10 protein-coding genes are annotated in these 17,163 nt (G+C 36.6%); 5 read left to right on the forward strand and 5 right to left on the reverse strand.

What is annotated here, in order from left to right:
- The 5 genes from ABYT26_RS15725 to ABYT26_RS15745 all read right to left on the reverse strand — a co-directional run.
- On the reverse strand, positions 1 to 1,353 hold a 1,353-nt coding region (locus ABYT26_RS15725; protein WP_372755620.1), incomplete at its 3' end, for an alpha-amylase family glycosyl hydrolase.
- Positions 1,354 to 1,451: 98 nt separating this feature from the next.
- Entirely contained in the window at positions 1,452 to 3,302 is a 1,851-nt protein-coding gene (locus ABYT26_RS15730; RefSeq protein ID WP_372755622.1) for a SusF/SusE family outer membrane protein, read from the reverse strand.
- Positions 3,303 to 3,399: 97 nt separating this feature from the next.
- Complete coding sequence (locus tag ABYT26_RS15735; RefSeq protein ID WP_372755623.1) at positions 3,400 to 4,443, reverse strand: SusE domain-containing protein; 1,044 nt, start codon at positions 4,441 to 4,443, stop codon at positions 3,400 to 3,402.
- 20 nt (positions 4,444 to 4,463) lie between these two features.
- Entirely contained in the window at positions 4,464 to 6,080 is a 1,617-nt protein-coding gene (locus ABYT26_RS15740; protein WP_372755624.1) for a RagB/SusD family nutrient uptake outer membrane protein, read from the reverse strand.
- Positions 6,081 to 6,091: 11 nt separating this feature from the next.
- A complete protein-coding gene (locus ABYT26_RS15745) occupies positions 6,092 to 9,058 on the reverse strand; it encodes a SusC/RagA family TonB-linked outer membrane protein (protein WP_372755626.1) in 2,967 nt (988 codons plus the stop codon).
- A gap of 424 nt (positions 9,059 to 9,482) precedes the next feature.
- Between ABYT26_RS15745 and ABYT26_RS15750 the strand changes: the two genes are divergently transcribed.
- The 5 genes from ABYT26_RS15750 to ABYT26_RS15770 form a co-directional block, all read left to right on the forward strand.
- Positions 9,483 to 10,502 carry a LacI family DNA-binding transcriptional regulator gene (locus ABYT26_RS15750; protein ID WP_372755628.1) on the forward strand — a complete coding sequence of 340 codons (1,020 nt, stop codon included), beginning with the start codon at positions 9,483 to 9,485 and terminating at the stop codon, positions 10,500 to 10,502.
- Positions 10,503 to 11,074: 572 nt separating this feature from the next.
- A complete protein-coding gene (locus ABYT26_RS15755) occupies positions 11,075 to 12,475 on the forward strand; it encodes an MFS transporter (RefSeq protein WP_372755630.1) in 1,401 nt (466 codons plus the stop codon).
- Positions 12,476 to 12,487: 12 nt separating this feature from the next.
- Positions 12,488 to 13,135, forward strand: coding sequence for a beta-phosphoglucomutase (gene pgmB / locus ABYT26_RS15760; protein WP_372755632.1), 648 nt, complete (start codon positions 12,488 to 12,490; stop codon positions 13,133 to 13,135).
- A gap of 36 nt (positions 13,136 to 13,171) precedes the next feature.
- Positions 13,172 to 15,484 (forward strand): glycoside hydrolase family 65 protein, encoded by a 2,313-nt coding sequence (locus ABYT26_RS15765; protein ID WP_372755634.1) that lies wholly within the window; start codon positions 13,172 to 13,174, stop codon positions 15,482 to 15,484.
- A 73-nt stretch (positions 15,485 to 15,557) separates the two neighbouring features.
- The coding region (locus ABYT26_RS15770; protein WP_372755636.1) for an alpha-amylase family glycosyl hydrolase at positions 15,558 to 17,163 on the forward strand (1,606 nt) is incomplete at its 3' end.

Genomic DNA, 17,163 nt, shown 5'->3' on the forward strand with positions numbered 1-17,163 from the left:
AGCAATTCCACGACTGTGGCATTCATCTACAAAATCTTTATAATCTGTTTTTGTTCCATATGCTTTATCAGGAGCAAAATAGAAGGATGGGTTGTATCCCCAGGAACTATTTCCTTCAAATTCGTTAAATGGCATTAGTTCTATGGCATTAACTCCAAGTCGTTCCAGATAATCGAGTGTATCTTTAACGGTTTTGATGTTACCTGCATCGGTAAAATCGCGTACGTGCAATTCGTAAACTACTAAATCTTCCTTATTCGGAGTTGTAAAATCTGAATCGGACCAAGTGTAGGCTGTTTGTGCAGTTTGAAAAACACTGGCAATTTCGCTTGTTTTATCGGAAGGATAGGAGATAAGATCGGGATAGGTACTGTCCGAAATGTATTGGTCATTATACGGATCGAGAACTTTATCAGCGTAAGGATCAGCAATTCGGATATCTCCATCAATCAGGTATTGAAAAATGTATTCCTGACCTTCGGTAAGATTATCGAGCGTAATCCAAAAATAGTCGCCATCCTGATTCATTAGGTAGTTATTGTCTAATTCCCAGTCGTTAAAATCACCAATTACAAAAATGAATTCTTTTTCTGGAGCATAAATCGATAGTGTTACACTTGTGTCGCTTGTGTAGTTAATTCCATCTTTAGTATTGCTTGGTTTTGCTGCAGTTGGTGTGTTGGAACGAACAAAAAATTGAATGGTATCCCTGGCTTCTTCGCTTCCTGCGCCTGCAACAGCAACCAATTGGTGATAACCAGCTTCGCTAGCTGTTATTTCGGTGTTAATTTTGGAAAGGGTAGTGCTTTCTTCGAGTTCCCCATCTACGTAAAGGCTTAGGGTTTCATTTTCTGCCGCATTTACCTCAATAGATAAGCTTTCTCCAAGTGCAAATACCTCACCATCGTTTGGTGCGGTAAAACTTACATTTAGTCCTTCTTGATAGATGGTAATAAATAAATCGGAAGTTTGTTCACTTCCATCCGATGAGCGAAATACTAGTGCTATATCAGTTACAATTTCGCCACTTGTAATTGAATAGTAGTCGGTAATGTTAGGTGTAATTACGAGGCTATAGGTGCCGTCGTTGTTGTTGGTTAGTTGAGGTTGAGTGGTATTGTCTCCCCAGCTACCAATAACGTGTTGCCATTCGGTATTTCCTTCGATAAGAACACCCGTGTGGGCGTATAAATCGCCAGTAAAAGTTCCTAAGCTTGATTCTTGTGAAGAATCGAAAGTAATAGTGATTTCTGAATCAACGTATGGAAATTCGGGGACTGTAGTAATTTGCCCAATACCTATTGAAGGAATCAGTAGGAGAAAAGAAAGGAAATAGGTGTATAGTTTTTTCATAGTTGATTTCTTTTCGTGATGTAATTCTTTGGTTAAAATTTATTAAGTAGTAAAAAAAGAGCATACCATAAAGATATGCTCTTTTTATAAAAGAATTATTAGTTTTTAGTAACAGTAGCTACTTTTGTCATTGTATTTAATGTGATGGTGTAGTTACCAGCTTCTGTATTTGTGAAGTTATCGCCATCTTGGCTTAATGCGCTCAAGTCGCCTCCAAAGTTAACAGCCCATTCATCATTAGCTCTAAATTTAAAGTCACCTTCAATTAAATCAAGAGTTACTGTGAATACTTCATTGGTTTCATCCCAGGTCATATTGGTATCAGTATCCCATCCTCCAGGAGTAGCCGCACCAATTAATCCCCAACGGTTAGCCATATAAGTGTATTCATTAGGAGTACTTAAATCAAGAGTGAAATCGTAATCAGCTTCAACATCATTTGCGATGTTTTCACCGCCTGCATCTAGAGTTGTACCATCTGCAACAGTACTACCATAGTTGTAATCCCAATCATTGTTAGCTCTGAATTTAAACGCATCAGCAGTTAAGTGAACTGTTCCTCTCCATGTTTGAGAACTTGCATCATATGTTAATTCTGTATCGGTATCCCAACCACCAGGAGTACCACCACCAACAACTCCCCAAACTGTAGAAACAGCAGTGTAAGTCATTGGAGAAGTAGACATGTCAACATTAACTTTGTAATATCCGGCAGCAGAAACAATATTCGCACCATCAGCTCCTAGTGTACCATCTGCATCATCATCACCATAGTTTGTTGACCAAGTATTATCTGTTGCAAATTTCCATTGGCTATTATCATTTGCCAGGTATAAATATCCTTCTAAACTTGTTGGGTTGTCTTCAGTATTCCTTACGAAAGGAGAAGATTCAGGAGTCCAATTTGCATAACCGTCGGTAGGGTAACTATCAGCAACATAATCACCAGGCATGTACCAGGTAGTAATATCTGCAATAGTCGAGAATTCAATATTTTCTCCATAAGCAGTTCCTTCGCTATTGGTAGCAAAAGCTCTTACATAGTAGGTAGTTCCCGATTCTAATCCGCTTAATGCAGCAGTCATTTCGCCAATAGTGTTGGCAGCATCAGTGATTTTAGTATCAGTAATGGTAGGATTTTCAGCCATAGCCAATACAAAACCTCTTTCTGTAATATCAGCACCACCGGTAACAACTACATTTCCGTATACATTTGCTTCTGTTTTTGTAACATCTCTTACGCTATCGGTTGTTAGAACAGCAACACCAATTTCAGTGGTGAAGTTAATTTCTTCGCTATATGCTGTTCCCATTGCGTTAATTGCATAAGCTCTTGCATAATATGTTGTTGCAGGTAGTAGGTTATTAAGGTCAGCAGTAAACTCTCCAGTATCGCTTCCATTTACTGTTGTGTCGTTTTCAATAGTAGGAAGAGTTTCTAGGTTCCAGCACATACCTTTTGAAGTTACTGTTGATTTTCCATCATAAGGGACATCAGCGGTTATTTGTGCAAAAACATCTGTAATTCCACTTGCTGCATTTATGCTTACCGTAGCTATGTTGGCAAGGGTTGTAAAGGTTGCATCTTCACCATACATTGTTGTACCATTATCCATAATGGCATATGCTCTGTAATGATAAGTTGTTAAGTGCTCCAGGTCTTCAATAGTTACCCAATAAACAGCTTTGTCCACTTCTTCAGCTACAGTTTTATTATCATCAGTAGTTGGATTTTCTGTTGTAGCCCAAGCTACTCCATATTCACTTATTCCATCTCCTTCTGCAACTATGATTCCACTTATTTCAGCAGAAGTAGATGTAATTCCGTCGTTTTCCCAGGTTGCCATTTCGGCATCTAGTTTTACAAGCTCATCTTTATCGCAACCTACCACTAAAAATAATGCGGCAAGAAGGAAAGCTGAGACTCTGAAAAATATATATTTTTTCATACTTATATGTTTAGTACTAATATATTATTAATAGTTTGAATAAACTCGGTAACCATTGGGGTGCACGTGTGATGGCACCCCTTGGATTATTCTGGTATTAATTTTTAACAACAGTTGCTACCGATCCATCAATGTTGAGTGTAATGGTGTAATTACCTGCACCATCAGATACTGGAATGTTTTTTCCGCCCTGCTCTAGCTCAACAGTCATATTATCATCACTGTAGTTATCGGCACTACCATCTTCGGTTCCAGTTCCACCAAGATTCCATGCCCATCCATCGTTTAATCTAAATTTGAAATTGGCATCAGTTAAATCAATAGTAATTTCCCAGGTACCATCTGTAGAGTTATAATCCATTTTTGAATCTGGCGTATCCCATCCATTTGGAGTTGCATCACCAACTAAACCAATATTATATGATTCTAACGTGTAAGATAAATCATTCGTATTGGCAGTTAACAGATACCACCCAGCGTCAGCAACTGTAATGGCTGCACCATCTACTGCAATTCCAGATGTACCAGAACCGTAATAAATAGTATTGTCGGGATCAAGCAATGTAAATTCATCGCCAGCATCAAATTTCACATATCCTTCGTAAATACCATCGCTATCTGGAGATTGGATTTTTTGTGTGTCTTCTCCATCAATTAGAACATCCAAACGAAGAAGACCAAATAGGGTTACATCGCCAGTTTGGGTTTCTGAATAGTATACATAATCATCAACTCCAAGTCCTGCATCAGCTTCTAAAACGCATTTGATTCTAAAATCTACAGATGAAGTTGCATCTTCAGGGAATCCGTCAAGTAAAAGTGAATTTAGTTTATTTACAGTAAATTCAATGTTATCGCCGCTTTCTGCATAATAGATTTGTGTTATTGTTTCAAAATTATCTCCCGCAGGACATGCCTGAAGATAATAATATGCTGAAGCAGTAAATCCAGGATCTACGGGAGTGCATTCAAAAATTACACTGTTGCTACCATTTGCTCTTACTAATGTTAAATCGGGTAAGGTAAGGGTAGGCACTATTACGTTATCGCTAAATACTAATTGATCGCCATCTTCATCACAACTCGTGAAAAAGCCTAAAACGCCAACCAATAAGAATAATATGCTATAATATTTTTTCATTTCTTTTTGAGTTTAAATGATTAATAACCATCATTTTGTGTGATGTTTGGATTGGCAGATATTTCGTCTCCTGGAATAGGGAAAAGATCTCTATAGCTACTTGTGCTTGTACCTTCAGAAGTATTACCTTTCCATTGCCAGTTATAATCTCCGTCGGTAAACTGACCAAACCTTACTAAATCGGTACGTCTTTGTCCCTCGTAGTAGAATTCACGAGCACGTTCATCAAGAATAAAATTAGCATCTAAATCGTCTACACTAATATCTCCACTATCATCGCCATAGGCTCTTTCTCTAATGGTATTAATGTCAGTTACGGCATCTGCAGAATTTCCTGAATTAAATAAAGATTCAGCTCTCATTAGATAGGCATCTGCTAAACGGAATATTGGAAAATCCGTACATGCATAGGTCGAACTATAGTTGTCTGCTTGAGTACCGTCTACATTTTTAGCAGTAAACTTATAAACACCAACTCCGTAGTCACCGCTTGAAGATGCAGAAGGAATATCAATTGAACGTTTTTGACGAAAGAAGATTCTTCCATCAGGACACTGAGCAAAGATCGTATCTGTCTCCGGTACAGAAGTATTTCCATAAACAGTTAATGTATCAACTAAAATATTCATTAAATCTTTTCTTGCTCTGTTACCATTCCAATTGGTATTATTGGTAAGTCCATGATAATCTTCAGCAGGAATGTAGGTTGCATCGCTTGAAGATTCAATTATAAAAGTAGTACCACCGTTTCCTTGAGTATATATACCGTCTTCAGCAAAAGCGAAAATCATTTCATTATTACCATGATCTCTGTCATTGTCAGCAGAAAAGTTTTGTCTGTACTCATCAGCAAGAGAGTAAGCACCACTGTTTATTACTTTGTCACAGTATGTTTTGCAGTCTTCCCAATGGGCAGTACCTGTATAAACTTCTGCATTTAGATAAATTCTAGCAAGTAACATCCAACATGATCCTTGGTCTGCCTGAGGGTAAGAAAATCCAGGTTCTCCTAAATCACTTTCAATTGTTTCTAATTCGCTTACGATATAATCGAATAAATCAGCTCTTTGAATTTGTTCAGGATAATAAGTACCCACACCATCTTCTTCTGTTGTAAATGGTGGATTTCCAAATAGATCCATAAGATAATAGTATGCTAAAGCCCTTAAATATCTTGCTTCAGCTCTGTATTGAACGATATTTTCATTGTCGCTATCTTCAGAGGTGTTTAAAAAGTCGTTTGCATAGGTAACGCTTAAGCTTAGTCTTTGGTAAGCTGCAGTAAGAAATGAATTTTGAGCACTCCATGTTTGAGTATTCAAATCAGAAATACCTGTATCACCCCAGGCGCATATTCCTTCATCTGTGGTAATTGTTTGTAAATTCCAAAGAGCACGCATGGTTATAAAAAAACCATCGTCATCCGATGTTATATCAGCATCGCCATCAGCCTGTCCTGAAATAATGAAACTAGCATATATTTTTGCTAAAGCTTGTTCCATGTATGCAGGGTCATCCCCAAGATTACCTGCTAATATTTGATCAGGATCGATTGGTGTTACATCTAGGTCATCTGTACAAGAGGTATATACCAGAGCAGATGCCAGAATTCCTAATATTAAATATTTTATTTTCATTTTTTGATTTTTTAGAAGGTTAAGTTTACACCCATTGTGAACGTGCGTGGTCTAGGATAAAAGTTATCATCCATACCACCATCAACTTCAGGATCCAGTCCACTGTAATTTGTGATTGTAAATACATTCTGAACAGTAAAGCTCACTCTTGCTTGTATATTCTGACCAGCAAAATTGTCAAATGAATATCCAGCACTGATATTATCCATTTTCAGGAATGATGCATTTTCAACAAAATAATCTGAAGTAAATTGTCTTTTAACAAAATTTGTTTCGCTAAGGGCAGTTGGCATGTTTTTCCAGTAGCCGATTTGTTGCATTTGATCGTAAGAAGATCCGGATGCAACCTGATTCATTACATAGTTACCGATATTAGATCTTAAAGAAGTTGACATATCGAATTTTTTGTAATTAAATCGGGCTGAAAAACCTAAGATATATTCAGGAGTAGGACTGTGATAAACGTATTTGTTAGAACTATCACCATTTATAACACCACCTTCTCCGGCCAAATCTTCATATAAACCTTCAATAGGATTACCATCGGCATCATATATTTGTTTATTCACAAAAAATGAATAAGCTTCTTCTCCAACACGGGTTATTTGTGTGATACCAGTCATAGCACTACCATAAGTTACGCCAATATAATCTGGATCATCTGAAATTAATAATTTAGTTACCTCTTGAGTGTTGTGAGTAAAATTGAAACCAATATTTAATGACATGTCGGGAGTTGAAATAGGTACAGCATTAAGGTTAATTTCGTAACCTCTATTTTCCATGCTACCAACATTTGTTAATAGTGTGTTAGAAAAGTTACTTCCACTAGGTATGGTAACTTCATTTAAAAGGTCTTTAGTTTCTCGGAAGTAATACTCTATAGAACCGCTAATTCTGTTGTTTAAAAAACCAAAATCTAAAGCGATATTTTGAGTTGTTGTTTCTTCCCATTTGATATCTGGATCGTATGTTTCTGGTCTCAATGTAGCAGAATACTCTCCATTAATTGGATAGTAATATCCTTCTTGAGAAATTGTGTATTTTGCTTGAGATGGATAATCGTCTCCAATGTCTTGTTGACCGGTTATACCCCAGCCTAACCTAAGTTTTAAATCTGAAAGAAATCCATGATCCTTTAAGAAATCTTCTTCATTAATTTTCCATGCAAAAGCTGCAGAAGGAAAGAATCCCCATCTGTTGTCTTCTGCAAAGCGTGAAGAACCATCGTAACGGAAGGTACCAGTAAGAAGGTATTTGTTTTTTAAACTATAATTTAAACGACCAAAGAAAGAAACCAAATAGTTTTCAGTAGCCGATTCAGAATCATCGTCCACGACTAATGGATGATCTTCATCTACAATAGATCTTGTATAACTATCGCTTTCTCTTTTAAAATGTTGCCAGGAATAACCAGCTGTTGCATCAAATCTATGATCTTCATTTATGTCTTTTTTATAGTTTAAATAGAAATCAAGTAGATTGTTTGTGTTTTTACCTGAGTAATCACTTAATTTTCCCCAAGATGAAACTAACGTGGATGGAGAAGTGACTGGACGGTTATTTACACCATCACTTTTAGAGTAATCAGTTGCTACATTCAAATTAGCTTGAAGTTCTGGAATGTAAGGAATGGTATAGTTTAGTTGTAAGTTACCAACAAATCTTGTAACCTCAGATGTATTATCTACTGCAAGAGCTTGTTCAACTGGATTTGCAGTACCTAAGGAAGCGCCATAATTTTGCCATTGAAAATAACCGTCATATGCAGTAGCACCTTCGTCATAGATGGGTTGTGTTGGATCCATTGAAACGGCAGATGCAATAGCACCCTCATCTCCAAAATTATTGTCAGTGCTCATCAACTTAGCATTAACATTAACTTTTAAAGCGTCCTCAAAGAAACTAGGGCTCAGGTTAACTGCAGCAGTGAGTCTTTGCATATCGGTATTTCTCAATATACCTTCTTGATCGGTATATCCAATTGAAACTCTATAAGGTAAAATTTTGTATGAACCAGAAACTGATACATTGTGATCATGAGAGATTGCTGTTCTGAAAATTTCATCTTGCCAATCTGTATTTTCAGTACCAAGAGTATCGTAATCACTAGCATCAAATAGTCCCAAGTGGTCATAAGCAATTTGTCTAAACTGATCGCCAGAATATACATCTACGTAATCTTCAGGAGTTGAAATAGATATATTTCCACTATATGAGATTTGCATAGGTTTACCTTTTGCACCTTTTTTTGTGGTGATAATGATAACACCATTAGAGGCACGGGAACCATAAATTGCGGTTGCCGATGCATCTTTAAGTACGGTGAAAGTTTCAATATCATTTGGATTAATAAATGAAAGAGCATTTGCACTACCACTTACATTGTTACTAATACCCTCAATAGGTACACCATCAACAATAATTAATGGATCATTTGTTGCGTTTAATGAAGAACCACCACGAATACGGATAGTAGATCCGCTTCCTGGAGCTCCTCCTGAAGAGGTAATTACAACACCTGAAGCTTTACCAACTAACAAGTCTTGTGGGGAAGTAATATTACCTTTGTTAAAGTCTTTTGAGGAAACACTGGTTACAGAACCTGTTTTGTCTTCTTTTTTAACAGTACCGTAACCAATAACTACTACTTCCGAAAGGTCTTCGGTTGCAATACTCAAAATCACATTAATTTGAGATTGTGCTCCCACTAGAATCTCTTGTGGATGATAGCCTACAAAAGAATAAACGATGGTCGCATTTTCGTCTACGGTCAAAGTGTATTTTCCGTCGATGTTAGTTGTTGTACCAACAGTTGTACCTTTTACAACTACAGAAACACCCGGGATACCCATGCCATCGTTTGCATCGGTAACTAAACCAGTAACTACTTTTTCCTGTGCAAACACTATGGTAAATGAAAATACCATAACTAGCATAAGAAGTAGTTTTCTAAGTCTACTAAAGTTAAGTTCCATAAATTAGAAATTTAAGATAAATTATAAATTAGTTAAAATGTTAAGGTGCTTATTGCTAACCATATGAACTCGTGTTTCCGACTTGGGTTCTTCCTTTGGTAGTGTTTTAAATTACCTTAACGTTAAGTAAGCCTTAATTCATTCTATAACCAAAGATATATGTAGATTCAAATTATTTTCAAACGTTTGTGTATTATGTGTAAATAATTCATCGCAAACGTTACCGCAAACGTTTGATATTTAATTATACATATAATTGAATTCGTTTTAATTAATACTCTTCATAATAAAAGATTTGTTTAATTTTTTTTTATATTTACAAAGCGTGTATTAAGCGTGTATTGTTTTTGTAAGACTTTTTCAATCATATGGTTGTGAGTTTTTTAATGATCAGTATTCATGTTTTTTAATTTAAGAGGTTTTTATGAGAAGTGGGCAAGTGACAATTAAGGATATCGCCAAAGAATTAGGTATTTCGGCTTCAACAGTATCCAGGGCACTTAAAGATCATCCAGATATTAGTTACCAAACCAAGGAAGCAGTTAATGAATTGGCTAAAAAATGGCATTATAAGCCTAATGCAGTAGCTTTAAGCTTACGAAATAGTAAAACCAATATTATAGGCGTAATTATTCCCGAAATAGTACATCATTTTTTCTCTTCGGTAATTAGTGGTATCGAAGAAATCGCATCGAAGTCAGGATATAATGTAATGATTTTTCAATCCAATGAATCCTATGAACGTGAAATAGCCAATGTTCAGGCTTTACTTTCGAGTCGCGTCGATGGCGTATTGGTTTCTATGTCGAAGGAAACAAAAGATTATGGACATTTTCGTGAATTAAGAGACAATGGAATTCCAATAGTGTTTTTCGATCGGGTTTGTAACGATATGGCTTCTGATAATGTAATTGTAGATGATTTTGCTGGTGCTTTTGCTGCGGTAGAGTATCTCATTAAAATTGGCTGTAAGCGAATTGCGCATTTGTCGGCTCCGCAACATTTATTATTGGCTCAGAACAGACAAAAAGGCTATCGACAGGCAATGCTAAAATATAAGGTGCCTATTGATGAAAGTTTAATAATAAAATGTGATAGTTTTGATGAGGCGCTATTGAAGACTCCTGAATTATTAAGCCTACCAAAACCTCCAGATGCAATTTTTGCTGTAAATGAGCTGACCGCAGCAGGAGCAATGCTCATTGTTAAGAAATTTGGATTGCGTGTTCCTGAGGATATTTCAATTGTTGGTTTTACCGATGGTTTGGTGTCAAGAGTGACAGATCCTTCACTTACCACACTCGAGCAGCATGGACTCGAAATTGGATTGAAAGCTGCTGAAATTTTGGTAAAAAGAATTTCGAGTGGGAATATGGATTACGAACCGGTAACAAAGGTGGTTAAAACAAATTTGATTGTAAGAGGTTCCACAAAACACATTTAAACATTGAACTACTACTAGATAATAAGGCTACTTGAGTAGCCTTATTTTTTTTACGTAAAATTCGGAATGAGTACGCTGAAATTAGCTGAGAATAGAGGTTTTGAAAAATAATATCGTTTTTTTTAAAATTTGTTGCAAACGTTTGTTATAGGCTGTTTCGTCTGTTTTTACTAGAAAATTGACTCTTTTCCAAAATTTCGATTTTGATAGATAGTTTTTTTTTCTCTATTTTTGATCCGGAGGGAAACCTCCATTCCGACTTAAATAATAAATACTTCCTTTCTAAATATGATCTCGTTTCCTGGTAAAATGATGGAAATGATATGGATCAATGCTTGATTAAATACCTTGGGTATTTACTAATTAAATTACATCCTTCTTATATCATAGTTTTTTCTTCGTATAAGAATTTATCACTCCAAAATTTTATTGCTAACAAAAATTGCTTTTTACATTCTCGCTTTTTAAAGGAATGGAATCTGTGCTATTGTTATGGATATCACGAAAGCAATTTAATTATTTTAAGTAGTAACCGTCGCGAATTGACTGGACGGACATAATTTATCTATCACATGAAAAAACAGCCTCGATTAAGTTTTTGGCAGATCTGGAACGTAAGTTTTGGATTTTTAGGAATACAAATGGGTTTTGCATTGCAAGGAGCAAATGTAAGCCGGGTATTATCCAGTTTAGGAGCAGATTTGCACCATTTATCTCTATTTTGGCTAGCAGCACCTGTGATGGGTTTAATTGTGCAGCCCATAGTCGGCGGGGCAAGTGATCGCACCTGGAATCGTTTTGGCCGAAGAGGCCCTTACATTTTAGGTGGTGCGATTATTGCTGCTTTAGCCATGTTTTTCATGCCTAATGCAGGTATTGCCGTTGCAATTATGCCACCGCTTTTATTTGGGGCAGTAATGTTTGCCTTAATGGATGGTTCTTTTAATATCACCATGCAGCCTTTTAGAGCGCTTGTTGCGGATATGACTCCCGAGGACCAAAGAAATGCAGGATATTCGATTCAGAGTTTTTTAATTAATACAGGAGCTGTTCTTGGATCAATATTGCCTTTTGTACTTACAAATGTACTTGGGGTAAGTAATGTTGATGCAGATGGTGGGGTTCCTTCGTCGGTGATTTGGTCTTTTTACATTGGAGGAGGAATGTTACTTCTCTCTGTACTTTGGACTGTATTTCGGACCAAAGAATATGCACCTAAAGAATATGCTGAATACAAAGGATTAGAACCTGTAAATCAAGAAAAAAAGAAAAATGAAGGTTTAATAGGTTTCTTTAAATTGGTAAAGAATACACCTAAAACTATGCTACAATTAGCTGTTGTTCAGTTTTTTTCATGGTTTTCTCTATACCTTATGTGGGTATATACAACCTATGCTTTGGCTCAACATTCCTGGGGATGTCCAATTACCGATGTAAAATCGAAAGCTTTTCAGGATGCTGGAGATTGGGTTGGTATTTTATTTGCTGGTTATAGTTTGTTTGCGGCTATCTTTTCTATTCTCATGACAAAATTAGCGAACCGCTTTGGCCGTAAGTTGGTGTACTCTTTTTCTCTACTTCTTGGAGGAATTGGATTCTTATCTATGTATCTATTTAGTGGAGGTGAATTAATTCATTTGAATCTATTAATTACTCAGGTTGATGTGCCATTGAGTGCTGCTTTATGGATGCTACCAATGGTAGGAGTAGGTATTGCTTGGGCTGCAATTTTAGCCATGCCATATTCTATTTTGTCAGATTCCTTACCTGCCGATAAAATGGGTGTTTACATGGGTATTTTTAATTTTACAATTGCGGGGCCTCAAATTATTAGTGGAATCATCGCTGGAGAGATTTTAAGATACTTTTTTGCTGGCGAGGCCATTTATATCATGGTAATTGCAGGAGTGTCAATGCTATTAGGGGCAATTTCTGTTGCCTTTGTGAAACAAAAAAAAGCTATTAATAAATAATATTTGTTTGAAATGGGAACAATAAGTGCATGTATTTTTGATTTAGATGGAGTAGTAGTGGATACAGCAAAGTATCATTATATCGCATGGAAAAGGATAGCCAATGATTTGGGATTTGACTTTACCGAAGAGGATAATGAGAGATTAAAAGGTGTGAGCCGGATGACCTCTTTAGATATTCTTTTAGAGATTGGAGGGGTGAAATTGGATCAGGAAACGAAACTTAAATTGGCCGATAAGAAAAACAAAAACTATTTGGAATACATTTTAAAAATGACTCCGGAAGAAATACTACCCGGTGTGAAAGACTTTTTTAAAGAACTAAAGTCGAAAAATATTAAAATCGCTCTGGGGTCAGCAAGTAAGAACGCAATGACAATTCTAAATCAGTTGGAACTTACCAATTATTTTGATGCAATTGTTGATGGAACTCATGTGAGTAAAGCAAAACCCGATCCTGAAGTGTTTTTGAAAGGATCTGAGCTACTAAAAGTGACTCCTGCAAATTGCGTGGTTTTCGAAGATGCAGAAGCCGGTGTTGAAGCAGCGATAAATGGAGGAATGAAGTGTGTTGGAATTGGTTCACCCGAAGTGTTGGGAAAAGCAAATAAGGTAATACCTGGATTCATAGGGTTTTCTGTAGCTCAATTGAACTTTTAAGATCAGTGGTAGGATTAATTTTTAAAGAAATTCAAGATGAACGAGTATTTAAAACATGATGAGTGGTGCATTATTGAGGAAGGATTTACTCCTGAGAATCATCGCGCATCTGAAAGTATATTTAGCTTAGGAAATGGAAATATGGGGCAAAGAGCCATGTTTGAAGAGCATTACTCCGGAAAAAGCTTACAGGGAACTTACGTAGCAGGTGTTTACTATCCTGATAAAACCAGAGTTGGTTGGTGGAAAAATGGTTATCCAGAATATTTCGCCAAGGTGTTAAATGCGCCAAATTGGATTGGTATTGATGTGACAATTAATGGAGAAATGCTAGACTTGGCAAAAGCTAAAGTGAGTGATTTTGTTCGTACTCTTAACATGAAAGAAGGAGTTTTGGAACGTTCATTTGTTGCCGAAATGTCGAATGGCAATCAGATAAAGGTAGAGGCAAAACGATTCTTAAGTATTGTTACATCAGAAGTAGGAGTAATTCGTTATTCTGTAACTGCACTTAACTGTAAGGCTAAAGTCAGCTTTACACCCTATATCAATGCAGATGTTGCAAATGAAGATTCCAACTATGATGAGAAATTCTGGGATATACTCAATACTAGAAGCATACATGGAGAAGGTTATGTAATTTCACGAACCAAGAAGTTAGATTTCCATGTTTGCATGGGAATGAAATACGATGTATTCAAAGCTGGACAGAAATTGGAAATATATCCTTCAATGATAGAGGCTGATAAGTACATTGCCAATACGGTTGAATTTGATGTAGAGCAAGGTGAAGAACTATCTATTTATAAGTATGCCGCAGTGCTTAGTTCTTTGAACCACAACAAGTTGGACATTATGAGTAAGACTCAAAATGTAGTTTCTGAGGCTTACAAAAAGGGATATAATGCACTCTTGAAAGAACATGTGGCTGCCTGGGCTGATAAATGGGCTCATAGCGATATTACCATTGAAGGAGATGTGGCTGCTCAGCAGGCAATTCGATTCAATATCTTTCAATTGAATCAAACCTATACCGGCGAAGATGAACGATTGAATATTGGGCCTAAGGGTTTTACTGGAGAGAAATACGGAGGTAGTACTTATTGGGATACCGAGGCTTATTGTGTGCCTTTCTACCTAAGCACTTCAAAACCTGAGGTAACTCGGAATTTGTTGATTTATCGTCACAAACAATTGCAAAAGGCAATTGAAAATGCTACAAAATTAGGATTTACCAATGGTGCTGCTTTGTATCCAATGGTAACTATGAACGGAGAAGAGTGTCACAATGAGTGGGAAATTACTTTTGAGGAAATTCATCGTAACGGAGCCATTGCTTTTGCCATTTACAATTACATCCGTCACACTGGCGATCAAAAATATTTGGAAGAATATGGTTTGGATGTTTTAATAGGAATTTCCCGATTTTGGAGCCAACGAATTACTTTCTCGCAAGCGAAGAAAAAGTATGTAATGCTTGGAGTAACAGGACCTAACGAGTACGAAAATAATATCAACAACAATTGGTACACAAGTACCATTGCTAATTGGTGTCTTAAGTATACCCAGGAAGCCATGGCTCACGTGAAAGAGACCAATTTGAATCGTTACAATGAAATTATAAAAAATCTGAATTTCAATTTTGTAAAGGAAATTTCGAAATGGAATGATATTATTGAAAATATGTATTATCCGGTTGATGAAGAAACAGGTGTTTTCTTGCAGCAGGAAGGTTATATGGATAAGGAACAAATTTTAGCTGCAGATTTAGATCCTGCCGTTCGTCCAATCAATCAGCATTGGTCATGGGATCGTATTCTGCGTTCGTGCTTTATTAAACAAGCCGATGTGTTGCAAGGAATTTATCTGTTCGAAGATCAGTTCGATTTGGAAACAATCAAAAAGAATTACAATTTTTATGAACCTAGAACTTTGCATGAGTCATCTTTGTCTCCTTGTATTCACTCAATTTTAGCCTCTAAAATTGGTGATAGTAAAGGAGCTTACGATCTGTATCTGAGAACTTCTCGTTTAGATTTAGATGATTACAATAAGGAAGTGCACGAAGGACTTCACATTACCAGTATGGCAGGAACCTGGATGTCGATTGTTGAAGGTTTTGGTGGCATGAGAGTGGTGAACGGTAAATTGGTTCTGAATCCATTAATTCCTGAAGAATGGAAATCGTTCTCGTTTAAAGTTCGTTTTAGAGGAAATTTGCTGAATGTAAGAGTTTCCGATAAAGAAGTTGGTGTAATCAACGAAGAAGGAGAAGATATTTCTGTATTTATAATCGATGACGAATATGTAATTGAAAAAAGTAGTAGCTTGGTAATCGAGCGCGATTAATAGATCCAAAAATATTTCAGGATAAGGGGGATTCCTCTTATCCTGATTTTAATTTAGACCTAAAATTTTTAGAATGAGAGTTTTTCTGATTTCAATAGTGATAGTTTCATTTTTTAGCCTGAATACTTTTGCCAGTAAGCTAAAAATTGAACGTGTAGAGCCAATGTTTTGGTGGGTAGATATGCAGAATCCAAACCTGCAACTTTTAATTCATGGGGATCAAATTTCAGATTACGATGTCTCCTTAGATTATCCGGGAGTGAAAATTGAGCGAACCATTAAGACTGATAAACCAAATTATTTGTTTGTGAATTTACTGGTTGAAAAGGGAACCAAAGCTGGGAAATTTGATTTGGTTTTTTCGGAAAAAGGAAAAACAAAAGAAACTTATTCCTATGAATTGAAAGCCAGAAAAGTAGATTCGGCCAATCGGAAAGGCTACGATACTTCGGATGTGATGTATTTGCTGATGCCTGATCGATTTGCAAATGGTGATCCAGAGAATGATTCCGTAGATGGAATGGTAGATAAATTGGATCGCGAAAACCCAGATGGTCGACATGGTGGTGATATTCAGGGAATCATCGATCACCTGGACTATCTGGAAGATCTCGGAATTACGGCTCTTTGGTGTACTCCACTGATGGAGGATAACCAACCTAAAGTATCCTATCATACCTATGCAATAACCGACTACTACAAAATTGATGCTCGTTACGGAAGCAACGAAGATTATGTTCTTTTATCTGCGGAAGCAAAAAAACGGGGCATAAAACTGATTATGGATGTGGTGACGAATCATTGCGCATCATCGCATTGGTGGATGAAGGATTTGCCTTCCAGCGATTGGGTGCATACTTTCTCCGAATATACACAGTCGAATCATCGTAAGAGCACAACCAACGATCCTTATGTTTCTCAAATAGATTACAAAAAGAATTTTGATGGTTGGTTTGTACCGACAATGCCCGATTTGAACCAAAAGAATGATCTGTTGGTGACCTATTTTGCTCAGAATATCATTTGGTGGATTGAATATGCCGATTTGCAGGGGATACGAATTGATACCTATCCTTACAACGATAAAAATGGAATGGCTACAATCTGTAAATCTATTATGAGCGAATATCCACAAATGAATATTGTTGGTGAATGTTGGCTGGATACTCCGGCAGAGCTTGCTTACTGGCAGAAGGGAACAGATAATTATGATCATTTTAACTCAGAATTGCCAGCGGTGATGGATTTTTCGCTTTACCTTTCAATTCTTAAAGCTTTTAATGAAAAGGATACATGGAACGAAGGATTCATCAGTTTGTATAATTCCCTTGCTCAGGATTATTTGTATGGCGACCCTTATAACCTTTTAGTATTTGCTGAGAATCACGATACCGATCATATCATGTCGGTATTCAAAGGGGATATCAATAAATACAAAGCTTTAATGACTTTTTTGGCAACAACAAGAGGAATTCCGCAACTTTATGTTGGAACAGAAATCTTGCTGGAAGGCAAAAAGAGCGATGGTGATGGTAAAATGCGTGTTGATTTTCCTGGAGGATGGGAAGGCGATGAAAGGAATGCATTTACTGTAAAAGGAAGAACCGCAAAGGAAAATGAAGCTTTCGATTATCTAAAGAAATTACTCAACTGGAGAAAGAAAAATCCGGTGATTCATA

Origin of the sequence: Labilibaculum sp. (assembly GCF_041595635.1) — a bacterium.
In the GTDB taxonomy this organism is placed as follows: domain Bacteria; phylum Bacteroidota; class Bacteroidia; order Bacteroidales; family Marinifilaceae; genus Labilibaculum.

Excerpts from the sequence above, each read along its gene's own strand:
- ABYT26_RS15740 (WP_372755624.1), bottom strand. The coding sequence starts at position 6,080 with ATGAAAATAAAATATTTAATATTAGGAATTCTGGCATCTGCTCTGGTA.
- ABYT26_RS15750 (WP_372755628.1), top strand. The coding sequence starts at position 9,483 with ATGAGAAGTGGGCAAGTGACAATTAAGGATATCGCCAAAGAATTAGGT.
- ABYT26_RS15765 (WP_372755634.1), top strand. The coding sequence starts at position 13,172 with ATGAACGAGTATTTAAAACATGATGAGTGGTGCATTATTGAGGAAGGA.
- ABYT26_RS15755 (WP_372755630.1), top strand. The coding sequence starts at position 11,075 with ATGAAAAAACAGCCTCGATTAAGTTTTTGGCAGATCTGGAACGTAAGT.
- pgmB (WP_372755632.1), top strand. The coding sequence starts at position 12,488 with ATGGGAACAATAAGTGCATGTATTTTTGATTTAGATGGAGTAGTAGTG.
- ABYT26_RS15745 (WP_372755626.1), bottom strand. The coding sequence starts at position 9,058 with ATGGAACTTAACTTTAGTAGACTTAGAAAACTACTTCTTATGCTAGTT.
- ABYT26_RS15730 (WP_372755622.1), bottom strand. The coding sequence starts at position 3,302 with ATGAAAAAATATATATTTTTCAGAGTCTCAGCTTTCCTTCTTGCCGCA.
- ABYT26_RS15735 (WP_372755623.1), bottom strand. The coding sequence starts at position 4,443 with ATGAAAAAATATTATAGCATATTATTCTTATTGGTTGGCGTTTTAGGC.